Source organism: Mesorhizobium sp. M7A.F.Ca.US.011.01.1.1 (genome assembly GCF_003998295.1).
In the GTDB taxonomy this organism is placed as follows: domain Bacteria; phylum Pseudomonadota; class Alphaproteobacteria; order Rhizobiales; family Rhizobiaceae; genus Mesorhizobium.
In genome coordinates this window covers 92,631-113,505 of record NZ_RZRT01000012.1, presented here as the reverse complement: position 1 = coordinate 113,505, position 20,875 = coordinate 92,631, and the positions used below count along the sequence as shown (strand labels likewise).

Here is a 20,875-nt window from a genome sequence, read left to right as displayed (position 1 = left end):
TCGACGGTCGAGGAACAAGAAAGCATGCGCCGTATCGTGACATCAGACGACATTGCCCGGGGGCTCGATGCGCTTTGCGTGATCGACCCGCGCCTGGAAAAGGTGCGCGGCATGGCCGGCGAGGTGCCGCTGCGGCTGTCCGAGCCGGGGTTTCGAAGCCTGGCGTCGATCGTCGTCTCGCAGCAAGTGTCCCGCGCCAGTGCCGATGCGATCTTCGGCCGGCTGACCAAGCTCGTCGATCCGCTGACGCCGCAAGCGATCCTGGCCGCCGGCGAGGACATGTTTCGCGAGGCCGGCCTGTCGCGGCCCAAGCAGCGCGGCCTGATCGCAATTGCCCAGGCGGTGGCCGACGGCCTCGACCTTCATCACCTCTGTTCGCTCGATGCCCAGGAGGCGATCACGACGATGACGGCGGTGTCCGGCATCGGCCCGTGGACGGCGGAAGTGTACCTTTTATTCGCCGCCGGGCATCCCGACATCTTCCCCGCGCGCGACGTCGCGCTGCAGAGCGCGGTCGGCCACGCGCTCGGCATCGTGCCGCGTCCGCCGGAGAAAACCCTGATCGCATTGGCCGAATCATGGAGCCCGTGGCGAGGTGTCGCATCGCGGCTTTTCTGGTCCTATTATCGTGAAACCAGAGGGCGGGACGCCGCGCCGCCGGCCTGAATCCGCAAAAAATCCTAAAAATCATGCATTTTTGGCGCTTCGGCGACGCGACAATCCGCTTCACATCCCTGTCATGTCGGGCTTACAGTATCCGCGCCGTTCGGGTCTAGAACCAAGGAGGTGAACACGTGACGGTTGCCGTATCTCCGGATGGGCTTCCAGCACTGGTGCTGAATGCGGATTACCGTCCGCTCAGCTATTACCCCTTGTCGCTCTGGTCGTGGCAGGATGCCATCAAAGCGGTGTTCCTCGACCGGGTGAACATCGTCGCCGAATACGAGCACGCCGTCTCCTCGCCGACCTTCTCGATGAAGCTGCCGAGCGTGGTCAGCCTGAAGGCCTATGTGAAGCCCTCCAGGCACCCGGCCTTCACCCGCTTCAACGTCTTCCTGCGCGACCGTTTCCAGTGCCAGTATTGCGGCACGCCGGAGGATCTGACCTTCGATCACGTCATTCCCCGCCATCGCGGCGGCGCGACGACATGGGAGAATGTCGTTGCCGCCTGTTCGCCCTGCAATTTGAGGAAGGGCGGCATGATGCCGGCGCATGCCAAGATGTGGCCGCTGCAGAAGCCTTTCCAGCCGACGGTGCACGATCTGCACAACAATGGCCGCCTGTTCCCGCCCAACCATCTGCATGAGAGCTGGATGGATTATCTGTACTGGGATGTCGAACTGGAGCCTTGAGATCGTTCGAGAATTCGGGAGGCTGGCCGTCTGGAGCGATTCACATGCCTACCACTCCCCGGTATCGGGCCAGCACGGTGGCACTCACCTATCAGCGGCTTCGCGCTTAAGGACCGGCTTCCCCCACTCCGTCGCTGCTTCGCAGCGCCACCTCTCCCCCTCCGGAGGGAGAGGAAGGGAGCCCAGCGTAAGGAGCGCTGGCTCAATAGGCTCGCGCCTTTCCTCTACCCCGTCGATCGGGGGAGAGGTGGCTCGGCGAAGCCGAGACGGAGTGGGGGTCGATCTTGCTCGGACGTCGAAAGTCGCGCCATCCGGCTCAGTCTGGCGAATTTTTGCTGGAACTCTGCGTCGCGCTGCTCAATCAGTCGCGGGTGAGGGCGCCGCGGAAGGCTACGGCGGCGAGGATCAGGCTGGCGATGGCGTTCCAGCCGGCCAGCGACAGGCCGAGGATGCGCAAGGCGGCCTTGTCACAGGACGGCGGCACGAATTTGTCCAGCGCGTCGAGCACGCCCTTGCCGCCGGTGTCGACCGGCCCGGCGCCTGCGGTACAATCGGTCGGGCCGGCCCACCACTGCCATTCGACGCCGGAGTGGTAGACGCCGAGATAGAGGCCGTAGAGCATCAGGATGCCGCCGACGGCCAGCAGGCCGCGCGTCAGCCAGCTGGGTGCGTGCAGCATCGACGCAATCACCGCCAGCACCATCAGCGGCACGCCGATATAATAGGGCGTGCGCTGTTCGAGGCAGAGGTGGCAGGGGATGTAGCCGCCGAGATACTGGAAGCCGAGCGCCGAGCCGACGGTTGCGGCCATGGCGACGGCGAGGAACAAGGCGGTTAGCGTGCGCTGGCGTCCGGTGTCGGCATTCATGGTCGCTGTCATTTCAATCGGTCCGTCCGGCTCGCAATGGTTCTGTTCAGAACGCGTATTTGACCAGGATATAGAGCAAAATCAGGGCAGCCGCGCCGGCGCCGGCGATGAGGCCGAGGCGCTTTTCGATGAATTCGCGGATCGGTTCGCCATAATGGCGCAGCAGCCAGGCGAGCAGCAGGAAACGGCCACCGCGGGCCACGATCGCCAGAACGATGAACAGCAGCAAATTGACGCCGATGACGCCGGACAGGATCGTCACCACCTTGATCGGTGGCAGGTGGGCAGCGCCCGACGTGATCAGCATCAGGACGATGAAGCCGACGCCTGCCCCCGCGCGCAGCGTCTCGAACTCGTCGTATTTGCCGTAGAATTCGAGGATCGGCCGCGCCACCGCGTCATAGGCGTAGTGGCCGATGAACCAGCCGGCGATGCCGCCCAGCACCGAGGCGACGGTGGCGATCAGCGCATAGCGGTAGGCGCGATCCGGTCGCGACAGCGCCATCGGCAGATAGAGCACGTCGGCCGGCACCAGGAACACCGAGCTTTCGACGAAGGCGATGAAGGCCAGCCACCATTCGGCGGATTTGCGGGCCGCCAGCGACAAGGTCCAGTCGTAAAGTCCGCGAAGCATCGGCACTCCTAATGCATGTCGCCCAAAAATGCGCAGCGGTCTTCTCAGACATGCCGCGCTTTGACGCGCCGCCTGTCTAGAAAGATTTTCCGCACTGCACAATGGCAGTCCCGTCACGAAATCGAAAGGCGCAGTTTGGTCGCATCCGGCATGCCGGAGAATTGGCCTGTTGACGAACAGCCCTCCAACCGTATAGTCCCGCGCCATCCAGGCCGCCCGGCCTGAGCCCCTATGGCGGAATTGGTAGACGCGCTCGACTCAAAATCGAGTTCCGCAAGGAGTGCTGGTTCGATTCCGGCTAGGGGCACCATTTCACACTAAAAATGCTTTATTTTCAGTATGATACGGGAAATTTGGGGACTTCCATCCACCCGAAAATCCACCTTAGAATGCTTCGTTACCTGCCCTACGAGGGTCGGGTGCCGGCCTGCACCATAGCCCGCGAACGCATGCAGTTGGTCAGACGCGGGCGCGCTCTTAGGAAAACTGGCTGCCAAGGTCGTCAGGTGGCAACTGGTTTCGGGGCTTGGTGGCTCCCGCTTTTTTGGGCCCAAGCCGATACACTTCGGCGTCGGACGGCAGCGTTGCTGACCTCAGCACCTCTAAGCACGAACGTCTGGGTGATACCCGATACAAAAACACCGCCACGGTGGCGTCAGCCGGTTACACACGTCAGGAAATATCCCGGCCTTCTGGGAGTGGCGAGTCAGCGCCCCCAGAGGCTGCGTGGGCGTGTCGTCGGTTGGCTGCGAGCGCAGCGACTGGAACGCTCCCGGGATAGCGAAATCACGTGGAGGCAAGGTCAGGCTGCGTTCTCCGTCCTGTATCGGCGACCGGCGGAGACTGGGAGAGATGGATACCATGCAGGTGAGGCGTCTGGAAGTTGGCCGGACATGGACGCGGGGCGGCCCGCGTGCAGGCGCTTTGCCGAGCGTTGCAATGACCGCGCAGCGTCACCTCGCAGCGATCCTGGCTTGCGACGTGGTCGGTTATTCGCGCCTGACGGAACGCGACGAGCGCGGCACGCTCGAGCGGCTGAAGATCTATCGCAAGGACCTCCTCGAACCGCTGGTCTCCGAGCACCAGGGTCGGATCGTCAAACTCACCGGCGATGGCATGCTGTGTGAGTTCGCGAGCGTCGTTAACGCGGTGACCTCGGCGATGGCGATCCAGCAGGCCCTGGCAGAACATGAGGCGGAGACGCCCGAGGAAGAGCGGATTCGCTTCCGCATCGGCGTCAATCTCGGCGACGTGGTCTGCGAGGAGGACGGCGACCTCTACGGCGACGGGGTCAACATCGCCGCCCGCCTCGAAAGCATCGCCGATCCCGGCACCGTGGTCGTCTCGGGCACCGCCTACGACCACCTTCAGGGCAAGCTCGACTGCGGCTTCACGCCGCTCGGTAACCTGCGCCTCAAGAACATCGAGCGGCCCGTGCGCGCCTACCGCGTCGAGACCGACGCCAGCGCCTCGGTGCCTGAACCGCCTCCCCTGCCCGAGAAACCCTCGATCGCGGTTCTGCCTTTCACCAACATGAGCGGCGACCCCGACCAGGAATACTTCGCCGACGGGCTGGTGGAGGACATCATCACGGGTTTGAGCCGGGTGAACTCCTTCTTCGTGATCGCCCGCAACTCGTCGTTCACCTACAAGGGCCGGGCGGTGGACCTGCGCCAGGTCGGGCGCGAGCTGGGAGTTCACTACGTGCTCGAAGGCAGCATCCGCAGAGCAGGATCGCGGATACGCATCAGTGGGCAGTTGGTGGACGCGATCAGCGGTCACCATGTCTGGGCCGACCGCTTCGAGGGCGACTTGAGCGACATCTTCGACCTGCAGGACAAGGTGACCGAGAGCGTCGTAGGCGCTGTCGAGCCGAGCATCCGACTGCAGGAGATCAAGCAGGCGCGCATGAAGCCGACCGACTACATCAGCGCCTACGACCTCTACCTACGCGCGCTGCCGCGCTTCTACAGTATCACGCGCGAAGGCTTTGCCGACGTGCGCCGGCTCACCAACGAGGCGCTCAGCATCGACCCTGGCTTCAACTTGGCAAAGGGACTCGGCGCTTATATCCGCAGCCTGTCCGTGAGCCAGTGCTGGCACGAGCCCGACGATGTCCGAGTCGCCGTGCGCATGGCGCGCGAGATCCTGGCGGAAGCGCGCGACGACCCGACGAGCCTGCGCTTCGCCGCGCAGGTGATCGCCTACAGCGCGAAGGACTACGAGATGGCGCTGGGCGCGATCGAACGATCCCTGCTGCTCAACCCCAATTCGGCCCAGGGCCATACCGGCAGCGGCTGGGTGAACGCACATTCCAGCCGCCCGCTCGTCGCGATCGAGCACTTCCACAGGGCAATGCGGCTGAGCCCGGTCGACCCCGAGAAGGGCATCGCGCTCTCCGGTATCGGGATGAGCTACCTGATGCTCGAGCGCTACGAGGAAGCGCTGGCATGGGGAGAACGCGCGCTGCACGAAATGCCGAACTACGGCTCCTCGCACCGGGTGGTGATCATGGCGCTGGTCAAACTCAACCGGCTGCACGAGGCGCAGGCGGCGGCGCGGCGGCTGATGGAGGCGTTTCCGACCTACACGCTCACCCTGCAGAGACAGATCAACCCATGGCTGGACAAGGTGTTCGCCGAGCGTTACGTCGAGGCGCTGGGCATCTCCGGCGTGCCGGAGTGATCTTCGGAAGGACGAACTAATCGTGGCTGCGGACACCAAGCTCTGGTCTACCGCCGTCCCAGCAAGCTCTTCATCCTATTGCGCAGCAGGCGGGCCATGTTGCGGGTTTCGCGGTAGAGGTGCAGTTGCGAGGCGGCCTGGCGGGTGAGGCGGTCGGCGTCCGGCGCCAGGCCGATCACCAGCGTGCCCATCGGCTTGCGCTCGGCCCACAGCCGGCTCATCACCGGATGGTCGGGCACCGCGCAGGAATCGGTCATCATGATGTTGGGATCGTCGAGATGCTGCCTGGTCACCTCGATCATCAGCAGCGTGCCCGGCGAATAGCTGGCCAGCGTCTCGTCATAGGCGGTCTTCCAGGTGTAGGCGATGCCGGCTTCGACGAAGACGATCAGGCAGGCGATGGTGCGGCCGTCGAGCATCAGCGAATGGATGCGGCACATGTCCTGTTCGGCCAGCCGGTGCACGGCTTCGCGGGCGAAGGCGGCGCGGAAGCGGTCGATCGCCATGGCGGTGCGTTCGCGGCCTTTCCAGCCGGCCGCTTCCAGCGACAGGAAGCCTTCGATGGCATGGCGGATGTCTTCGGGGCCGCGCGCCACGACATGCTCAAGCTTGCCAAGGTCGCCAAGGCGCCGCTTCAGGCGGCGGAACTCGCGATAATGGTGCGAGCGCAGCGAGGCCTTCAGATAATCGTCTCCATCGAGCTCGCTCTCCAGCGCCGGGCGCTGGCTCTGGCCGGTGGTGACCAGCGTCAGGCCGCGCGCCTCGGCCACGGTGGCAAGCAGGCTCGCCACCGGGCCATCGAGCCGGATGTCGGGCAGGACGAACACTTTCGGCAGCTTGAGATGCGGGCGCGACAGCATCGCGAAGAAGTCCTCGACGACGCCGACCGGGTCGTCGCGGTCGACCAGCGGCGTGCCGAGCGGACCGAACGGGCTCGACCATGTGCGCATGACCGGAACGCCGAGCGGCACCACCGGCCGCTCAACCGAGAACGGCACCAGAAGGCGCAGCCGGTTGCGGTATTCGTCGCCGTCGCGGATGACTGCCAGCCGCACCTCGCGATCCTCCAGCCGCGGCATGGCGGGCGCCAGGAAGCGCGGGTTGAAGAACACGTTGGACTCGACCGTGCGGGCGCAGAGATAATCCAGCTCCTCCACCAGGTCGAAACCGGCGGATGCCGGGTAGATGGCGAGCTTGCGCTCGGGCCGGTTGTTGGCGAGGATCTCGATATGGGCGGGGTCGGCGTCGCGGGTCAGCCCGGCAAGGCCCGACACCATGGCGCCGGCGGTGCCGCCGCTGGTTTCCTCAAGCAACGGGATGGCAGCCATCACGCGGCTCCTTTCGCAGGCACGAAGATGAGCATGACGATGCCGAGCTTGCGCCATACCGTGAAGGAGAGCGCGCCGGCTTCGAAGATCATGGCAAAGGCGGTGGCCATCGCCGCGCCCCACAGGCCGAACATCGGGATGAGCACCACATTGAGGACGATGTTGAAGGCCAGCGTCATGGCATAGACAGCGGCGCAGATGTTCTGGTTGCCGCTCATCGTCAGCAGGCTTTCGCAGGGGCCGACGGCGGCCCGCGCCACGACGCCGAAGACGAGCAGGAACAGCAAGGGATAGCCGCTGCTGAATTCCGGGCCGAACAGCGCCAGCATCGGCTCGCCGAGCGCCAGCACCAGCAGCGCCATCAACAGCGATGGCCAGAACGTCCACGACACCGTCTCGCGGGCAAAGGCGGCGAGCCTTTGCGGGTCGCCATGGGTGAACTGGGCGTAGCGCTGGGCAACGCCGGCCTTGACGGCGAAGTAGACGAAATGCACCAGCGCCAGCGTCTTCACGGTGGCGAAATAAACGGCGACGTCGTTGGGATCCATATAGGCGCCGACCATCAGCACATCGGCATTGGTCAGCAGGAAGAAGAAGCTCTCGACCAGGAAGATCGGCAGCGAGACGATGAACCATTGCGCGAAATGCACCTTCATCGGCCCGGCCGGGATCTGCCTTTCCATGCGCTGGGTGACACCGATGAGTTGTCCCAGCGTGGTGGCGTAGGTGGCGGCGATCGAGGCGAAGATGGCGGTCCTGGCATCAGGTGCGTAGCCCGCAAACAGCATCAGCGCCATGAACAGAAGGATCAGCACGGGCCGCACCAGATAGGTCGGCGACAGGGCAAACAGCGCCCAGCTGTTGGCGCGCGCCAGGCCCGACAGAAGGTCGGACATGGCGATCATCGGCAGGCAGATGACGCCGAGGATGAACGGGATCACATAGTAGCTTTCGATCCAGGGTGCCGCCAGCCAGACGCCGAGCGCGCCGAGCCCAGCAATCAGCGTGGAGGCGATCAGCACGAACAGACGGCTGGCCAGCACGATGCCGCGCAGCTCATCCATCAAGCCGCGTTCGCGGTATTCGGGAATGTAGCGGATGACCGAGGTGTGGAAGCCCAGGCAGGCGAGATTGCCGACGATGACCATCGTCACCCAGACGAGGACGAAGATGCCATATTCGAACGAGCCCATCCAGCGTGCCATCAGCACCTGGCTGACGAAGGCGATGACGGCGCTGACGATGCGGACCGAGAAGGCGATGACCGACATGCGGCTCGCCTCGCCGCGCTCGTCGGCGGTGAAAAGCACGGCATCGATGCGGCCAAGCAACGGCCCCATGCGCAGCGCCCAACGCTGCGGCAAGAACCGCCCGGCAGTCGTGGCCGCGGAAAAGCGCACCCCGATTTCTCTCCGTTTTCCGCTTCTTTTCAGGGTTGGGTGTAGCGGAGACACATTAAGAAACGGTTGGGTGAGCTTCCCCTTCGCCCCGTCACTATACGGGGAGAAGGTGCCGGCAGGCGGATGAGGGGCGACGCGGGCTTTCGGAGATTTTGCGCCGTCGTGCCGGTTGTGACCAACGTTCCCAAAATAAAACGTGCGGACTAACTTAGGGGATTGCAAGGGTGTAGACAAATTTTGCTTTATGGACAAAGTTCCATTGCGCAGTTTTGGGGCTGGCTGACGTATCTCTGAAAATATAATCGTTGAGCCGAAACCGTTGAGCTCAACGTGACCATCAGAGATCTGGCGTGAACAACGTTCGCGGAAAAATTATTAGGGGGGAAAATGATTGAATTTACACCGCAACTTCTCCACCTCCATACTCTCGAATCTCTGCTGGCAGATCTAGTTAGCGGACGGGCGGTTACTATTGGTGGCGATGTATTATTTTCGTTACCAGATGACCGGGCACGCAGCGCTCTGCAATGGTACCGAACGAGAGGCGCGGCAAATTGGATAGCCAATGTTAGTGCCGCGCATGCTGAGCAATTGGTAGATGTAATTCTCGCGAAGCCGCCAGAAGTGGCGGCGAATCCGGCGCGCCCGGCCAATGCAAACAATAGGCGCCTGACACTGGCAAAGGTTGAAGCTCACAGGTTTGCGGGACTTCACAAATTTGGAACTCCTGGCGCGCCGCCGCAAAACTATGTTCATGAATTTGCAGCACCGGTGACCCTGTTCGAAGGCCGCAATGGCTCCGGAAAAACCTCACTTCTAAATGCCATCATTTGGGGTCTAACAGGTGAGATCCTACGCCCACAGCGCGAGCCAGAAAAGGCGGACGTAGACTTCAACTGCTGGATAGCGAATGCAGATGGAGGGGACGATCAAACGGCGCACCGTCTTTCTCCAGTTACCCCAATGCCTGATATTTCTCAATATCGACCGGATCAGGGATGGGTTCCAGCCGACACATGGGTGGAGCTGACCTTTGCTGACGAAGAAGGAGAGCTATTGCCTCCCATCCGCCGTACTCAGAGACGAACTGCGCGTGGTGCCCTTGAGGAGATACCGCCGGAATTGACTGGCCTCGGCATTGATCCGATCGCCGTGCGGATCGGTACAGTTATGCCAGGCCTTCTCCCGCTCATCAAAGTTGGAAGCGAATCCGAACTTGGCCGAGCCGTTGCGGAGTTGACCGGCCTTTCGGCGCTGGTGGACCTCGCAGGGCACGCTCAGCGCGCCAAGAACAAGATAAAGGACTTTATCAAGGCCAAAACTAAAGAGTTGGAGGGAATTGATCGGATTTACAGAACTGCGCGGGATGACCTTGCGGCGGAGCTAAAGCCCTATCCGGCGCTCGTGCCGCCAAAGGCGGTGCCGGAACCTGGTGACGCGGCTGTTGAAGAAACTGTTGACGAAATCACCCGGTATTTTGAAACCACAAAGGCCACCGCCTATGAGTCCGTTCGGAACATCCTTGGTGAAGGATTCGATCCTGCGGACCCCAAACGTGGTGCGGATCTTGAGAGTTCGATTTCGCCAGCAGTCAACGAAGTAGGCCAGCCCCAACGACTTCCCTCGATGGCAAGGTTGCGAGGTTTTCGCGAACTCACGCTGGAGCAGTTGAACGCCGCCGAGACCAAAATTAGCGAGATACTGCGAGAGGCAAAATTACTCGAGACCTTGGCACAAGATCCATCGTCTGCGGCTCGTTCGCGTCTTTACGCTCACGTGGCTACGTGGCTTGAAGAACACCCCGACCTCGGTCGCAGTGAAGATCTTTGCGCGGTATGCGGCGGTTCCCTGGTTGAAGCGTTCGATCCCATCAGCGGCCGGCTGGTCAAGACGCATCTCCATGAAGCAAGCGCGGACGCGGCTCTGTTTGCCCAGACGCTAAATCGATGGTCGCAAGCCGCCCTTGGCAAGCTCAACAGCGTTCTACCGGAAGCGTTGCAAGCTGAACTCAAACGGGACCTCCCGGCCCATCCCATTGACCTAATACGCAAAGCTCTTGTCGATGAGCTTTACGCACTCGACGCGTTCTCGGGTGAATTGGCCACTCTCAAAAGTGAAACGGCTAAGGCATTTGACGAGGCCGTTAGGCACAGACCCGATCTCGCTGCCGCCACGCCTGTCTCGCTCCCTGCGAGTTGTGCCGCCTTGGCAGAGGGCTTGAGGCGTCTCGATTTAGCGTTGCGTTTTGCCCGGTGGCGACAGGGAAACGACGTTTTCGCGCGTCAAGTCTTTGAGAGTGTCCTCGGTCGCAGGCGCAAAGCAGGTGAAGCTTCAGAAAAGAACACGCTCATGGGCAAGCTCTTGGAGCTTGACGCCACAGTGAAAGGCGCTGAGCCAATTACCAAAGCTCTATCGAAGTGCACCCGCTTGAAAGATGAAATTAAACTGCGGCGTGCTGCCGAAAAGCGGATCACCGAATACGAGACTGCGAGCGCCGCGCTCGTAAATCTTTCAAAGTTAGGCGAGTTGGCGGACTGGCAAGTCGATCAACTTCGTAAGATCCTCCGCACCGAAGCAGCCCTATGGCGGTCACGAATTTATGTCAGCACTTTTCCCAGCACCGCACATGAATTGGTCGACACCGCCATGGGACGGAAGGGCGAACTCGATCTCGTCGTACGTGCGGGTGGCGTGTCTGCGCCCGCTCAGCACGTGACAAACGCGTCGGCACTGCGGGCCAGTTTAGTCGGATTCTTTTTTGCGTTTTGGGAATATGTGCTGAAGACCCATGGAGGCCTGAAGACTCTCTTGCTCGATGATCCGCAAGAATTGCTCGACGATGAAAATCGACGACAATTAGCGGACTCTCTTGGAACGCTGGTCGAAATAGGTGCACAGCTAATTATCACGTCCTACGATAGGCGCTTTGCTGGCGCAGTTGGCCGCCTACCGGTTGTTCCTACCGTGGAGCACCTCGCCGTTCATCCGGCGACGCTGAATCAACCTGTGATTAGAACTACGCCTCATCAGGCCGAGATTGAGGTCCGCAAGATATTATATGATAAGGATCGAGATGCTGAAGAGCCGGCCCGATCTTTTGCGGACGGGTGCCGATTTTTCTTTGAAGGGGTATTGGGCGACGTATTCGACGATCCTGCCCACCTAGCTTGGGCAAAAGCAAATCCCGATCCTACATTGAAAACCTTTGTGGATCGTTTGCGATCTTACATAAAGGCCGGTCCGCAAGGGATGTTTGGGATGCAGGTGTTTGCGGACTTCATTGCGCATCCAGCGTTGGTCGAGGGCTCGCCAGTGCTGCAGCTGATGAACAAAGCGCACCACGGCAATCGTCAGGACATTCGACCTGGCGAAGTTGCACAATGTGCCGATGATCTTGGGCAACTCGTCGTGCTTACCGGGCGAATGTACGAGGAATGCGATCGATGGAAACGTAGGGCCGCCATTCAACCAAGCGTAGGGGCAGCTGATGCGCCGCCGGCGCTGGATCCGATGCCGCCGCCGCCGCTCGACGTGGTAGTCTATCCCGATCTTGCAGCATTCACCCAACACTCTCCCACTGAGGGTTCGCAGGAAGCTACGGAACCGTTCGATCCTAAGTTATTGGTTGGAAAGGCTGTATTTTATCTGCGCCGCCATAATTTTGGCTTTGCAGCTCCACAGGGAGCCTTGGCGATCGTCGAGGCTCAACCTGGACCGGTCCTCGATCGCCGTCTTGTCATTGCGCGTCATGGTCAGTCGGTCTTCGCACGCCGTCTCCTGCGTTCAAAGGGCTCGGACCTTGTTGGGCTAACAGCAGAAGTCCCAGATCCTCGAACAAGAAGCCCCTCAACGGTATTTTTTCATGAAGTAGAAGTCGCTGTCCATCAGGTTATGGAGTTTTATTTGACCACGACATCAAGGTAGATCAAGGGCAGGATGAGGCAGTTCTTGTCGATGCGTCCAAAGTTTTAGATCGTGTTGAGGTCGCATTTCGCGTTGTTGATGAGAGTGCTGTGCCGCTTGCTCTTCCAAAGCAGGTAGTGCTCGGAGGGCCTTCGATCAGTCTTGCCGAAATTGGGCGTCACGAGGGAACATTAGTCGCGCTGGCTCTCGACAATGGATCCGGAATCTTCAAGCGGATAGGGTTGGCTCTGCCCGGAAATCTCAGTCATCTGCGCCAATTCGAGAGCATAGGCGGTCTTGGCTCATCGGAAGTCCTCTCCATTGGAAAGGCGCAATCTGGCGTCCCTGAAGTGCAACACGTGCGCCGAATTATTGGTGTGATCTACAACGGTTGAAATTGGTGGGTGCAAACCCGCCTGAGCCGATCCGCCCTCATCCGGCCCTACGGGCCACCTTCTCCCCGTATAGGGACGGGGAGAAGGGAAAAAAGCGCTCCCTTACGCAAACGCCCCATGGCAATGCTTGTACTTCTTCCCCGAGCCGCAGGGGCAGGCTTCGTTGCGGCCGACCTTGCCCCAGGTGGCAGGGTTGTTGGGGTCGCGGTCTTCGGGGGCGACGATGGCGGTTGTCTCCGGGCGGACCAGAAGGGCGGTCTCGCCGCCTTCGAAGTCGTTCTCGCCGGTGGTGCCGTCAATATGGGTGCCGAACATGTCGGGGGCTTCCGGGGGCGGTGCTTCAGCGGCCTGGCGGACCAGTTCGACGCGCATCAGCTGCGCGGTGACGGCCTGGCGCAGATTGCCCAGCATGGCCTGGAACAGCTCGAACGCCTCGCCCTTGTATTCCTGCAGCGGATCGCGCTGGGCGTAGCCGCGGAAGCCGACGACCGAACGCAGATGGTCGAGATTGACGATGTGCTCGCGCCACAGATGGTCGAGCGTCTGCAACACAACCGAGCGCTCGACGTAGTTCATCACCTCGGGGCCAAAACGCTCGGCGCGCTCCTTGGCGGCGGCTTCGGCGGCCTGCGCGATGCGCTCGCGGATGTCGTCCTCGGCGATGCCCTCTTCCTTGGCCCAGTCTTCGACCGGCAGGTCGAGGTTCAGGAACTCGGCGATCTCGGCCTTCAGCCCGGCAACGTTCCACTGCTCGGCATAGGCGTTTTCGGGAATGGCCTTAGCGACGATCTCGTCGATGACGCCTTCGCGCATCTCGGCGATCGTTTCGGACAGGCCTTCGCCGTCCATCAGTTCGATGCGCTGCTCGAACACCACCTTGCGCTGGTCGTTGGAGACGTCGTCATATTTCAAAAGGTTCTTGCGGATGTCGAAGTTGCGCGCCTCGACCTTCTTCTGCGCCTTTTCCAGCGCCTTGTTGATCCACGGATGGATGATCGCCTCGTCTTCCTTGAGGCCGAGCTTCTGCAGCATGCCGTCCATGCGCTCGGAGCCGAAGATGCGCATCAGATCGTCCTGCAGCGACAGGAAGAATTTCGAGCGGCCGGGGTCGCCCTGACGGCCGGAACGGCCGCGCAACTGGTTGTCGATGCGGCGCGATTCGTGGCGTTCGGTGGCCAGCACGTAGAGGCCGCCGGCGGCCAGCGCCTTTTCCTTCAGCCGCTCGATGTCGGCAATGATTTCCTTTTCCCGCGCCTCGCGCTCGGGTCCGGCCGGCATGTCGCCGAGTTCTTCCTCGATGCGCATCTCGGCATTGCCGCCGAGCTTGATGTCGGTGCCGCGGCCGGCCATGTTGGTGGCGATGGTGATGGCGCCGGGCTTGCCGGCCTGGGCGACGATTGCCGCCTCGCGCTCGTGATGGCGGGCGTTCAGCACTTCGAAATCGGTAAAACCTTCCTTGCGCAGGCGCTCGGCCAACTGCTCGGACTTTTCGATGGAAGTGGTGCCGACCAGCGTCGGCTGGCCCTTGGCGCTGGCTTCGCGGATCTCCCTGACGATCGCCTTGTATTTCTCCTCGACCGTCCGGTAGACCTCGTCGTCCTCGTCGATGCGCACGACGGGCAGATTGGTCGGGATCTCGGTGACTTCGAGGCCGTAGATGTTGCCGAATTCCTCGGCCTCGGTCAGCGCCGTGCCGGTCATGCCGGAGAGCTTCTTGTAGAGGCGGAAATAGTTCTGGAAGGTGACGGAGGCCAGCGTCTGGTTCTCCGGCTGGATCGCCACATGCTCCTTGGCTTCGAGCGCCTGGTGCAGGCCTTCCGAATAGCGGCGGCCCGGCATCATGCGGCCGGTGAACTCGTCGATGATGACGATCTCGCCGTTGCGCACGATATAGTCCTTGTCCTTCTGGAACAGCCGGTGCGCCTTCAGCGCATTGTTGACGTGGTGGACGATGGCGACGTTCTCCACGTCGTAGAGCGACTCGCCCTTGAGCAGGCCGGCGTCGCGCAAAAGGTTCTCGAGCTTCTCGGTGCCTTCCTCGGTGAAGATCGAGGTCTTCTGCTTCTCGTCGATCTCATAATCCTGCGGCTGCAGCTGGATGATGAAGGTGTCGATGGTGTTGTACATTTCCGAACGGTCCTCGAGCGGACCGGAAATGATCAGCGGCGTGCGCGCCTCGTCGACCAGGATGGAATCGACTTCGTCGACGATCGCGTAATTGTGACCGCGCTGCACCATCTGGGCGCGCTCGTATTTCATGTTGTCGCGCAGGTAGTCGAAGCCAAGCTCGTTGTTGGTGGCGTAGGTGACATCGGCGGCGTAGGCGGCGCTGCGCTCCTCGTCGGAAAGGCCGTGGACGATGACGCCGACCGAGAGGCCGAGGAACTTGTAGACGCGGCCCATCCATTCGGAGTCGCGGGTGGCCAGGTAATCGTTGACGGTGACGACGTGGACGCCCTTGCCGGCGAGCGCATTGAGGTAGACCGGCAGCGTCGCGACCAGGGTCTTGCCCTCGCCGGTGCGCATCTCGGCAATGCCGCCATTGTGAAGCACCATGCCGCCGATCAGCTGGACATCGAAGGGGCGCATGCCGAGCACGCGGCGCGCTGCCTCGCGGGCGGTAGCGAAGGCCGGGATCAACAGGTCGTCGAGCGTGGCGCCATTGGCGATGTCCTGGCGGAATTTCGCGGTGCGGCCGACCAACTCCTCGTCGGAAAGCGCCCGCATCTCGTTTTCCATGGCGTTGATCGCCTCGACACGAGGCCGGGTCGATTTGACCCGACGGTCGTTGGAGGAACCGAAAACCTTACGGGCGAGACCGCCGAGACTGACCATCCAATGGTCCTTTCGATAGAATTCTCAATCTTGAGATGAGCGCCGGCCGGCCCCATCAATTCCACGTGAACACTGGCAAACACATTAGTGAACACTGGCAAACACAAAAAGCGCCCGGAAAACGGTTCTGGACGCAAAGTCGTTGGACAGATAAGAGGGGGCTCAACTGATGTCAACGCCGCGCCGGCCCTGCTGGCTGCGCCAAATTCCGCCACAATCTGGCCGATCTGGAAGCACCCCTCTTAACAATCCCCACCGGAGTCGCCCTATGTCCCTGTTGTTCCGCCGCGCGTCGCTCGCCAGCCTTGGCTTGGCCGTCGGCCTGTCGGCCCTTTCGCTCTCGCCTGTGATGGCGCAGCAAACCGCTCCCGCTCCGGCGGATGCAGCAGCGCCAGCCGCGGCACCGGTCGATCCGAATAAGGTTATCGCCACGGTCAACGGCCAGCCCCTGACCGAAGCAGATCTGGTGCTTGCCGAAGGGGAATTGTCGCAGCAGTTCGCGCAATTGCCGCCCGAGCAGCGCCGTGCCGCCGCCCTTTCGGCTGCCATCGAGATCCGCGTCATGGCCGCCGAGGCGGTCACCACAGGGCTCGACAAGGATCCCGACTTCCAGCGCCGCATGGCTTTCCTGCAGCAGCGCGCGCTGCATGGCGAGATGGTCGAGAAGGGCGTCGTCGACAAGGTCACCGACGCCGAGGTCCGCGCCCGTTACGACCAGGAAATCGCCAACACGCCGCCCACCAATGAGCTGCATGCCCGTCACATCCTCGTGAAGACGAAGGAAGAGGCCGAGGCCATCATCAAGCAGCTCGATGGCGGCGCCGACTTCCAGAAGCTCGCCAACGAGCACACCAGCGATCCCTCGGGCAAGACCAGCGGCGGCGATCTCGGCTGGTTCGGACCTGGCCAGATGGTGCCGGAGTTCGACAAGGCGGCCTCCGCGCTCGAGGTCGGCAAATACACCGAGCAGCCGGTGCAAACGCAGTTCGGCTGGCATGTCATCAAGCTCGAGGACAAGCGCACCAAGCAGCCGCCGGCCTTCGACGACGTCAAGGACCAGGCCAAGCAGGCGGTCATCCGCGACAAGTATTTCGCACTGGTCAAGTCGCTGCGCGCCGGCGCCAAGATCGAGATCCCCGACGCGAACCTGAAAAAGACGGTCGATACGCTGGAAAGCGCCAAGTAAGACTGATAGCTCCTTGAAAAAGGGCGCGGCAGCCAGGGGTTGCCGCGCCCTTTTTCATTGCTGTATTTTCAGGGGGCGGGGCGCCGCTATGCCTCGCATCACGTAGTTGACCGCCTTGCCGATGGTGGCTTCGTCCTCGTCGAGCCGGTTGGTCAACAGATGTCTCCAGGCGAAGGAGGCGATGAGGTCTGCGACAACAGCTGAATCGATTTCGGCCGGGATTTCGCCCCTTGCCTTGGCGCGTTCGATGATCTGGCCGGTATGGGAGCGTCGGCCCAGTGAGTAGTCGGCAAGGGCCGCGGCAGCGGTCTCGTCCGACTGTGCCTCGGCGATCAGCGACCGGAACACGCTTCCCGACGATGTCTCGCGCCAGTGGGTGAACAGGTTTTTCAGGAAGCCGACGAGATCCTCCTCCAGCCGCCCGGTATCGGGAACCTCGACGCGCTTCTGGCGCTGGTAGACCTCAAGCAGCAACGCCGCCTTGCTTGGCCACCAGCGATAGATGGTGGGTTTGCCGGCGCGGGCCCGCCGCGCCACCGCCTCGATCGAGAAACCGGCATAGCCGGCTTCGACCAGCACGGCCTCGGCGGCTTCGAGAATGGCATCGGCGCTGTCGGGGTTGCGCCGCGCACCGATCGATCTGCGCGCCGGATCGGCGTCCTCGGCCATCTCTGTCTCCTCGCCAACACTATCGCCGGCAATATAGGCGACCCGACGCTCAAACGAAACGGCGCGTTTTCAAGCTTCAGGAACGGGTGGTGGCGGCAGGGGTCAAGTTTATTCTCTGGAAGTCTACCGGCGTGTCGGTTGGCGAAGCTCCAAACGCAAAAACCCGCCGGGCGGCGGGTCACTGGCGCAAATCAGCACCATGGGCAAAAATGTAGCATAGCTGCCCTCACCAAGTCAAGAAAAAATTCCTATCGCCATGAGACGCTGCCGGCTTAAATTGCCCGGCTGGCCGTGGGATCACGCCTACTGCGTTCGAGTTCACGCTTGCCGAGATCATTGCCCTCGATGACCTCGAAGCCGATCGAGCGCAGCTTGTCGGCGATGTCGAGGGCGTCGTTTACAGGATTGGCCAGCGTGCCGGCTTCGGCGTAACTGCCGTTGCCGATGACAAGCGCCACGCGCCGTTGCGGCTGCGCATCCGCGCTCAGCAGCAAAAGTCCCAGAAATGCCCATGCAAGGATCGCAAGCCTGCCCATGGGGCAGATCATAACGCCATCGGCCCCGGCGACGCCATCGGATTTGAAATGCAGGCCTAACCACGAGCGGTTCGAGCTCCCGGGCAAGAGCGACGAAAACGCCCTTGCGCCCGCGCGGTCTATCGGGCAAACCGGCCTTCCCCTGCGATTTTTCCCGCCCGAGGCCTCCATGTCCACGACGATTTCGCCGCTCGCGCCGAAGAAATACCCCAAAATGCCGGAAATCGAAGGGGTGCGCATCGCCACCGCCGAGGCAGGGATAAAGTACAAGAACCGCACCGATCTTTTGACCATGGTCTTCGATGAAGGCACCGCGATCGCCGGCGTGTTCACGAAATCGAAATGCCCTTCGGCGCCGGTCGATTTCTGCCGGCAGAATCTCGGCGCGGGCAAGGCCCGGGTGCTGGTCGTCAATTCCGGCAACGCCAACGCCTTCACCGGCAAGAGAGGCCGCGAGTCGACCGCGCTGACCGGCGAGGCCGCGGCGAAGGCGGCCGGCTGCACGGCAGCGGAGGTTTTCCTGGCCTCGACCGGCGTCATCGGCGAGCCGCTCGACACCAGCAAATTCAGCCATCTGCTCGCGGGACTGGTCAGCAACGGCAAGCCCGGGCTGTGGACCGAGGCGGCAAAGGCGATCATGACCACGGATACCTATCCGAAACTGGCGACTGCGACCGTCAAGCTCGGCGACGCCGATGTCACCATCAACGGCATTTCCAAGGGCGCCGGCATGATCGCGCCCGACATGGCGACGATGCTCTCCTTCATCGCCACCGATGCGCCGATCGCCGCCCCTGTCCTGCAGGATCTGTTGTCGCGCGGCACGGCCAAGACCTTCAACGCGGTCACCGTCGACAGCGACACGTCGACCAGCGACACGCTGCTGATCTTCGCCACCGGCAAGGCCGCCAGGCGCGGCGCGCCGGAGATAACCGATCCCAGGGATGCCCGTCTCGGCGCGTTCCGCCGGGCGCTCGGCAAGGTGCTGAAATCGCTGGCGCTGCAAGTGGTGCGCGATGGCGAGGGCGCCCGCAAGCAGGTCGAAGTCACCGTCACCGGCGCCAAATCGGCGCGCTCGGCCAAGCGCATTGCGCTGTCGATCGCCAATTCGCCGCTGGTCAAGACGGCGGTCGCCGGCGAGGACGCCAATTGGGGCCGCGTCGTGATGGCCGTCGGCAAGGCCGGCGAACCCGCTGATCGCGACCGGCTGTCGATCTGGTTCGGCGACAACAGGCTGGCGCATGAAGGCGAGCGCGACCCCGGCTACTCCGAGGCCGCGACGTCGACCTACATGAAGCGCGACGACATCCGCATCCGTGCCGATATCGGCATCGGTCGCGGCAAGGCGACGGTGTGGACCTGCGATCTCACCAAGGAATATGTCGCCATCAATGGCGATTATCGGAGCTGACGGTTTTGAGCTCCAGGCATCCGGCAAGCATGCTCGCGATCGTACGCCGCTACGAGGCGGCCGGCTTTCGCGCCTGGCCGGCAGCCGCCGTCCACTATGACGGCACCTGGGTGGTGCGGCTGACCGCCGGCCATCCTGCCAAGCGGCTGAACTCGGTCAATCCGCTCGATCCCGGCGATATCATGCACATGGCCGACCGTATCGGCCGGGCCAGCCGCCGTTTCGATGCCTATGGCAGGCCGCTGACGTTCCGCATGTCGCCGCTTTCGGGTCCAGATCTCGCCAGCCATCTCGACCGCGAGGGCTGGAGCCGGTTCGACGAGTCGCTGGTCATGCGGCTGCCGCTGGCCGGCGCGCAGCTCGACGCCGCCATGGACCAGATTCCGCTCAAGGACATCAGCCGCTTCATCGGCGCGTCGCTCAAGGTCAGCGGTTCGGATGTTTCGCTGCGGCCCGGCCTGTCGGAGATCATCGGCGCCATCCAGCCCGAAGCCGGGCTGTTCGCGCTCGAAGATGGAGCCGAGGCGCTGGCGACGCTTATCTGCGTGCATGACGGCGATCTCGCCGGCCTGTTCGAGGTCGCCACCGACAAGTCGGCGCGCAACAGGGGCCATGGCCGCAACCTGATCTTGTCGGCGCTCAAATGGGCGCGGCTGCGGGGCGCGCGGGAAGCCTGGCTGCAGGTCGAGGCCAACAATGTGCCGGCGCTGGCGCTCTACCATTCGCTCGGCTTCGAGGAAGTCTATCGCTACCACTACCGCCGGCCGCCGGGTCATGAATGATGTCGTGACCGCCGGCAAGCGCCTGCTCCTGGTCGCCGCCTGCGCGCTGGTCGATGCCGACGGCCGGGTGCTTCTGGCGCAGCGGCCTCAGGGCAAGCAACTTGCCGGGTTGTGGGAATTTCCCGGCGGCAAGGTCGAGCCCGGCGAGACGCCCGAACAATGCATCATTCGCGAACTGCATGAGGAAATCGGCATCGAAACCGACATCCCATGCCTGGCGCCGCTTACTTTCGCCAGCCATTCCTACGACGATTTCCACCTGCTGATGCCGCTGTTCGTCTGCCGCCGCTTTCGCGGCATAGCCCAGCCCAGGGAAGGGCAGACGCTGAAATGGGTGCGGCCGAAGCAGATGCGCGACTACCCGATGCCGCCGGCCGATGCGCCGCTGATCCCGTTCCTCATCGATCTTCTCTGAGGCTCGCGTCCGGTCGGTTCCTGGCCGAGGCGTGTATCAGTCAGCGTTAATGGAAGATTTATCTCGTCGTGAAAAATTGAAGCATGGCCGTTCGCGGCCGAGCCGTCGATTTGCCGGGGAGCGATAGCATGAGCCTAGACAGGGATTGGGACTCGATCCGGCCCGAGCGCGGCTTTCGCGCCGCCGATGCGGGCATGGGCATATTGCGCATCACGCTGCTGTTCGGTTCGGCCGCGGTGGCGCTGGCGCTGATCGCAACCCCCTTCCTCGACAGCCAGACACGCTCGCTCTCGGCCCGTGATGGTCTCGGCGGGCTCGATATGGCGGCGACAGGCTCGATCGGCCATCGCGAAACCTACACGCTGCGCCGCAGCGTGCTGCAGCCGCAGCCCAGTTCAGTTTGCATCATCAGGTCCAATGGCAGACGCAGCGGCGATTGCTGACATGGTTAAGAGTTTTCGCAAAGGCGGCGGTTT

Annotated in this window: 17 protein-coding genes and 1 tRNA gene; 11 read left to right on the top strand and 7 right to left on the bottom strand. The window is 62.4% G+C overall.

Annotated elements, in window-relative coordinates; all coding sequences use genetic code 11:
- Positions 1–24: 24 nt before the first annotated feature.
- Positions 25–666: a DNA-3-methyladenine glycosylase gene (locus EOA13_RS15050; RefSeq protein WP_127293651.1), complete on the top strand. Its 642-nt coding sequence runs from the start codon at positions 25–27 to the stop codon at positions 664–666.
- A 128-nt stretch (positions 667–794) separates the two neighbouring features.
- Entirely contained in the window at positions 795–1,352 is a 558-nt protein-coding gene (locus EOA13_RS15045) for an HNH endonuclease (protein WP_006328497.1), read from the top strand.
- Between the two features lie 361 nt (positions 1,353–1,713).
- Here EOA13_RS15045 and EOA13_RS15040 read toward each other — a convergent pair whose 3' ends face one another.
- Positions 1,714–2,232: a disulfide bond formation protein B gene (locus EOA13_RS15040; protein ID WP_013529434.1), complete on the bottom strand. Its 519-nt coding sequence runs from the start codon at positions 2,230–2,232 to the stop codon at positions 1,714–1,716.
- 34 nt (positions 2,233–2,266) lie between these two features.
- Positions 2,267–2,854: a YqaA family protein gene (locus EOA13_RS15035; RefSeq protein WP_127293649.1), complete on the bottom strand. Its 588-nt coding sequence runs from the start codon at positions 2,852–2,854 to the stop codon at positions 2,267–2,269.
- A 225-nt stretch (positions 2,855–3,079) separates the two neighbouring features.
- Between EOA13_RS15035 and EOA13_RS15030 the strand changes: the two genes are divergently transcribed.
- Together EOA13_RS15030 and EOA13_RS15025 are read left to right on the top strand one after the other, a co-directional pair.
- Positions 3,080–3,164: transfer RNA gene (locus EOA13_RS15030), tRNA-Leu, on the top strand.
- Between the two features lie 629 nt (positions 3,165–3,793).
- Positions 3,794–5,539, top strand: coding sequence for an adenylate/guanylate cyclase domain-containing protein (locus EOA13_RS15025; RefSeq protein ID WP_127293647.1), 1,746 nt, complete (start codon positions 3,794–3,796; stop codon positions 5,537–5,539).
- A 47-nt stretch (positions 5,540–5,586) separates the two neighbouring features.
- On the opposite strand, the gene EOA13_RS15020 is transcribed toward EOA13_RS15025, so the two are convergent.
- Positions 5,587–6,867 (bottom strand): GNAT family N-acetyltransferase, encoded by a 1,281-nt coding sequence (locus tag EOA13_RS15020; protein ID WP_127293645.1) that lies wholly within the window; start codon positions 6,865–6,867, stop codon positions 5,587–5,589.
- Positions 6,867–8,267 carry a lipopolysaccharide biosynthesis protein gene (locus EOA13_RS15015; protein WP_127293643.1) on the bottom strand — a complete coding sequence of 467 codons (1,401 nt, stop codon included), beginning with the start codon at positions 8,265–8,267 and terminating at the stop codon, positions 6,867–6,869. The genes EOA13_RS15020 and EOA13_RS15015 overlap by 1 nt, the downstream gene beginning before the upstream one ends.
- A gap of 387 nt (positions 8,268–8,654) precedes the next feature.
- Between EOA13_RS15015 and EOA13_RS15010 the strand changes: the two genes are divergently transcribed.
- Together EOA13_RS15010 and EOA13_RS15005 are read left to right on the top strand one after the other, a co-directional pair.
- Positions 8,655–12,191 (top strand): AAA family ATPase, encoded by a 3,537-nt coding sequence (locus EOA13_RS15010; protein WP_127293641.1) that lies wholly within the window; start codon positions 8,655–8,657, stop codon positions 12,189–12,191.
- 89 nt (positions 12,192–12,280) lie between these two features.
- Positions 12,281–12,565, top strand: a complete 285-nt coding sequence (locus EOA13_RS15005) for a hypothetical protein (RefSeq protein WP_127293639.1) — start codon at positions 12,281–12,283, stop codon at positions 12,563–12,565.
- A 102-nt stretch (positions 12,566–12,667) separates the two neighbouring features.
- Here the strand turns inward: EOA13_RS15005 and secA are convergent, their stop codons facing one another.
- Positions 12,668–15,400: a preprotein translocase subunit SecA gene (gene secA / locus EOA13_RS15000; protein ID WP_127293637.1), complete on the bottom strand. Its 2,733-nt coding sequence runs from the start codon at positions 15,398–15,400 to the stop codon at positions 12,668–12,670.
- A 268-nt stretch (positions 15,401–15,668) separates the two neighbouring features.
- Here secA and EOA13_RS14995 point away from each other — a divergent pair, with 268 nt between their 5' ends.
- The gene (locus EOA13_RS14995; protein WP_127293635.1) at positions 15,669–16,586 is read left to right on the top strand and encodes a peptidylprolyl isomerase; all 918 of its coding nucleotides are present in this window, start codon (positions 15,669–15,671) and stop codon (positions 16,584–16,586) included.
- A 54-nt stretch (positions 16,587–16,640) separates the two neighbouring features.
- Here EOA13_RS14995 and EOA13_RS14990 read toward each other — a convergent pair whose 3' ends face one another.
- Both EOA13_RS14990 and EOA13_RS38730 read right to left on the bottom strand, forming a co-directional pair.
- Positions 16,641–17,255: a TetR/AcrR family transcriptional regulator gene (locus tag EOA13_RS14990; RefSeq protein WP_127293633.1), complete on the bottom strand. Its 615-nt coding sequence runs from the start codon at positions 17,253–17,255 to the stop codon at positions 16,641–16,643.
- Positions 17,256–17,527: 272 nt separating this feature from the next.
- A complete protein-coding gene (locus EOA13_RS38730; protein WP_245490380.1) occupies positions 17,528–18,031 on the bottom strand; it encodes a caspase family protein in 504 nt (167 codons plus the stop codon).
- On the opposite strand from EOA13_RS38730, the gene argJ reads away from it, so the two are divergent.
- The 4 genes from argJ to EOA13_RS14965 all read left to right on the top strand — a co-directional run bounded on the left by argJ (position 17,961) and on the right by EOA13_RS14965 (position 20,842).
- Positions 17,961–19,202 (top strand): bifunctional glutamate N-acetyltransferase/amino-acid acetyltransferase ArgJ, encoded by a 1,242-nt coding sequence (argJ, locus tag EOA13_RS14980; RefSeq protein WP_127293631.1) that lies wholly within the window; start codon positions 17,961–17,963, stop codon positions 19,200–19,202. The two genes, EOA13_RS38730 and argJ, sit on opposite strands and share 71 nt — an antisense overlap.
- A gap of 29 nt (positions 19,203–19,231) precedes the next feature.
- Complete coding sequence (locus tag EOA13_RS14975) at positions 19,232–19,984, top strand: GNAT family N-acetyltransferase (RefSeq protein ID WP_127293629.1); 753 nt, start codon at positions 19,232–19,234, stop codon at positions 19,982–19,984.
- Complete coding sequence (locus EOA13_RS14970; RefSeq protein ID WP_023811151.1) at positions 19,977–20,399, top strand: (deoxy)nucleoside triphosphate pyrophosphohydrolase; 423 nt, start codon at positions 19,977–19,979, stop codon at positions 20,397–20,399. The genes EOA13_RS14975 and EOA13_RS14970 overlap by 8 nt, the downstream gene beginning before the upstream one ends.
- A gap of 128 nt (positions 20,400–20,527) precedes the next feature.
- Positions 20,528–20,842: a hypothetical protein gene (locus EOA13_RS14965; RefSeq protein ID WP_127293627.1), complete on the top strand. Its 315-nt coding sequence runs from the start codon at positions 20,528–20,530 to the stop codon at positions 20,840–20,842.
- Positions 20,843–20,875: the final 33 nt, after the last annotated feature.

What these genes read in the sequence shown, in the direction of transcription:
- EOA13_RS15040 (WP_013529434.1), bottom strand. Translation starts at nt 2,232, where the DNA reads ATGACAGCGACCATGAATGCCGACACCGGACGCCAGCGCACGCTAACC.
- EOA13_RS15010 (WP_127293641.1), top strand. Translation starts at nt 8,655, where the DNA reads ATGATTGAATTTACACCGCAACTTCTCCACCTCCATACTCTCGAATCT.
- EOA13_RS15050 (WP_127293651.1), top strand. Translation starts at nt 25, where the DNA reads ATGCGCCGTATCGTGACATCAGACGACATTGCCCGGGGGCTCGATGCG.
- argJ (WP_127293631.1), top strand. Translation starts at nt 17,961, where the DNA reads ATGTCCACGACGATTTCGCCGCTCGCGCCGAAGAAATACCCCAAAATG.
- EOA13_RS14970 (WP_023811151.1), top strand. Translation starts at nt 19,977, where the DNA reads ATGAATGATGTCGTGACCGCCGGCAAGCGCCTGCTCCTGGTCGCCGCC.
- EOA13_RS38730 (WP_245490380.1), bottom strand. Translation starts at nt 18,031, where the DNA reads ATGCGCACCCCTTCGATTTCCGGCATTTTGGGGTATTTCTTCGGCGCG.
- EOA13_RS15035 (WP_127293649.1), bottom strand. Translation starts at nt 2,854, where the DNA reads ATGCTTCGCGGACTTTACGACTGGACCTTGTCGCTGGCGGCCCGCAAA.
- EOA13_RS14995 (WP_127293635.1), top strand. Translation starts at nt 15,669, where the DNA reads ATGTCCCTGTTGTTCCGCCGCGCGTCGCTCGCCAGCCTTGGCTTGGCC.
- EOA13_RS15020 (WP_127293645.1), bottom strand. Translation starts at nt 6,867, where the DNA reads ATGGCTGCCATCCCGTTGCTTGAGGAAACCAGCGGCGGCACCGCCGGC.
- secA (WP_127293637.1), bottom strand. Translation starts at nt 15,400, where the DNA reads ATGGTCAGTCTCGGCGGTCTCGCCCGTAAGGTTTTCGGTTCCTCCAAC.
- EOA13_RS14975 (WP_127293629.1), top strand. Translation starts at nt 19,232, where the DNA reads ATGCTCGCGATCGTACGCCGCTACGAGGCGGCCGGCTTTCGCGCCTGG.
- EOA13_RS14990 (WP_127293633.1), bottom strand. Translation starts at nt 17,255, where the DNA reads ATGGCCGAGGACGCCGATCCGGCGCGCAGATCGATCGGTGCGCGGCGC.
- EOA13_RS15025 (WP_127293647.1), top strand. Translation starts at nt 3,794, where the DNA reads ATGACCGCGCAGCGTCACCTCGCAGCGATCCTGGCTTGCGACGTGGTC.
- EOA13_RS14965 (WP_127293627.1), top strand. Translation starts at nt 20,528, where the DNA reads ATGAGCCTAGACAGGGATTGGGACTCGATCCGGCCCGAGCGCGGCTTT.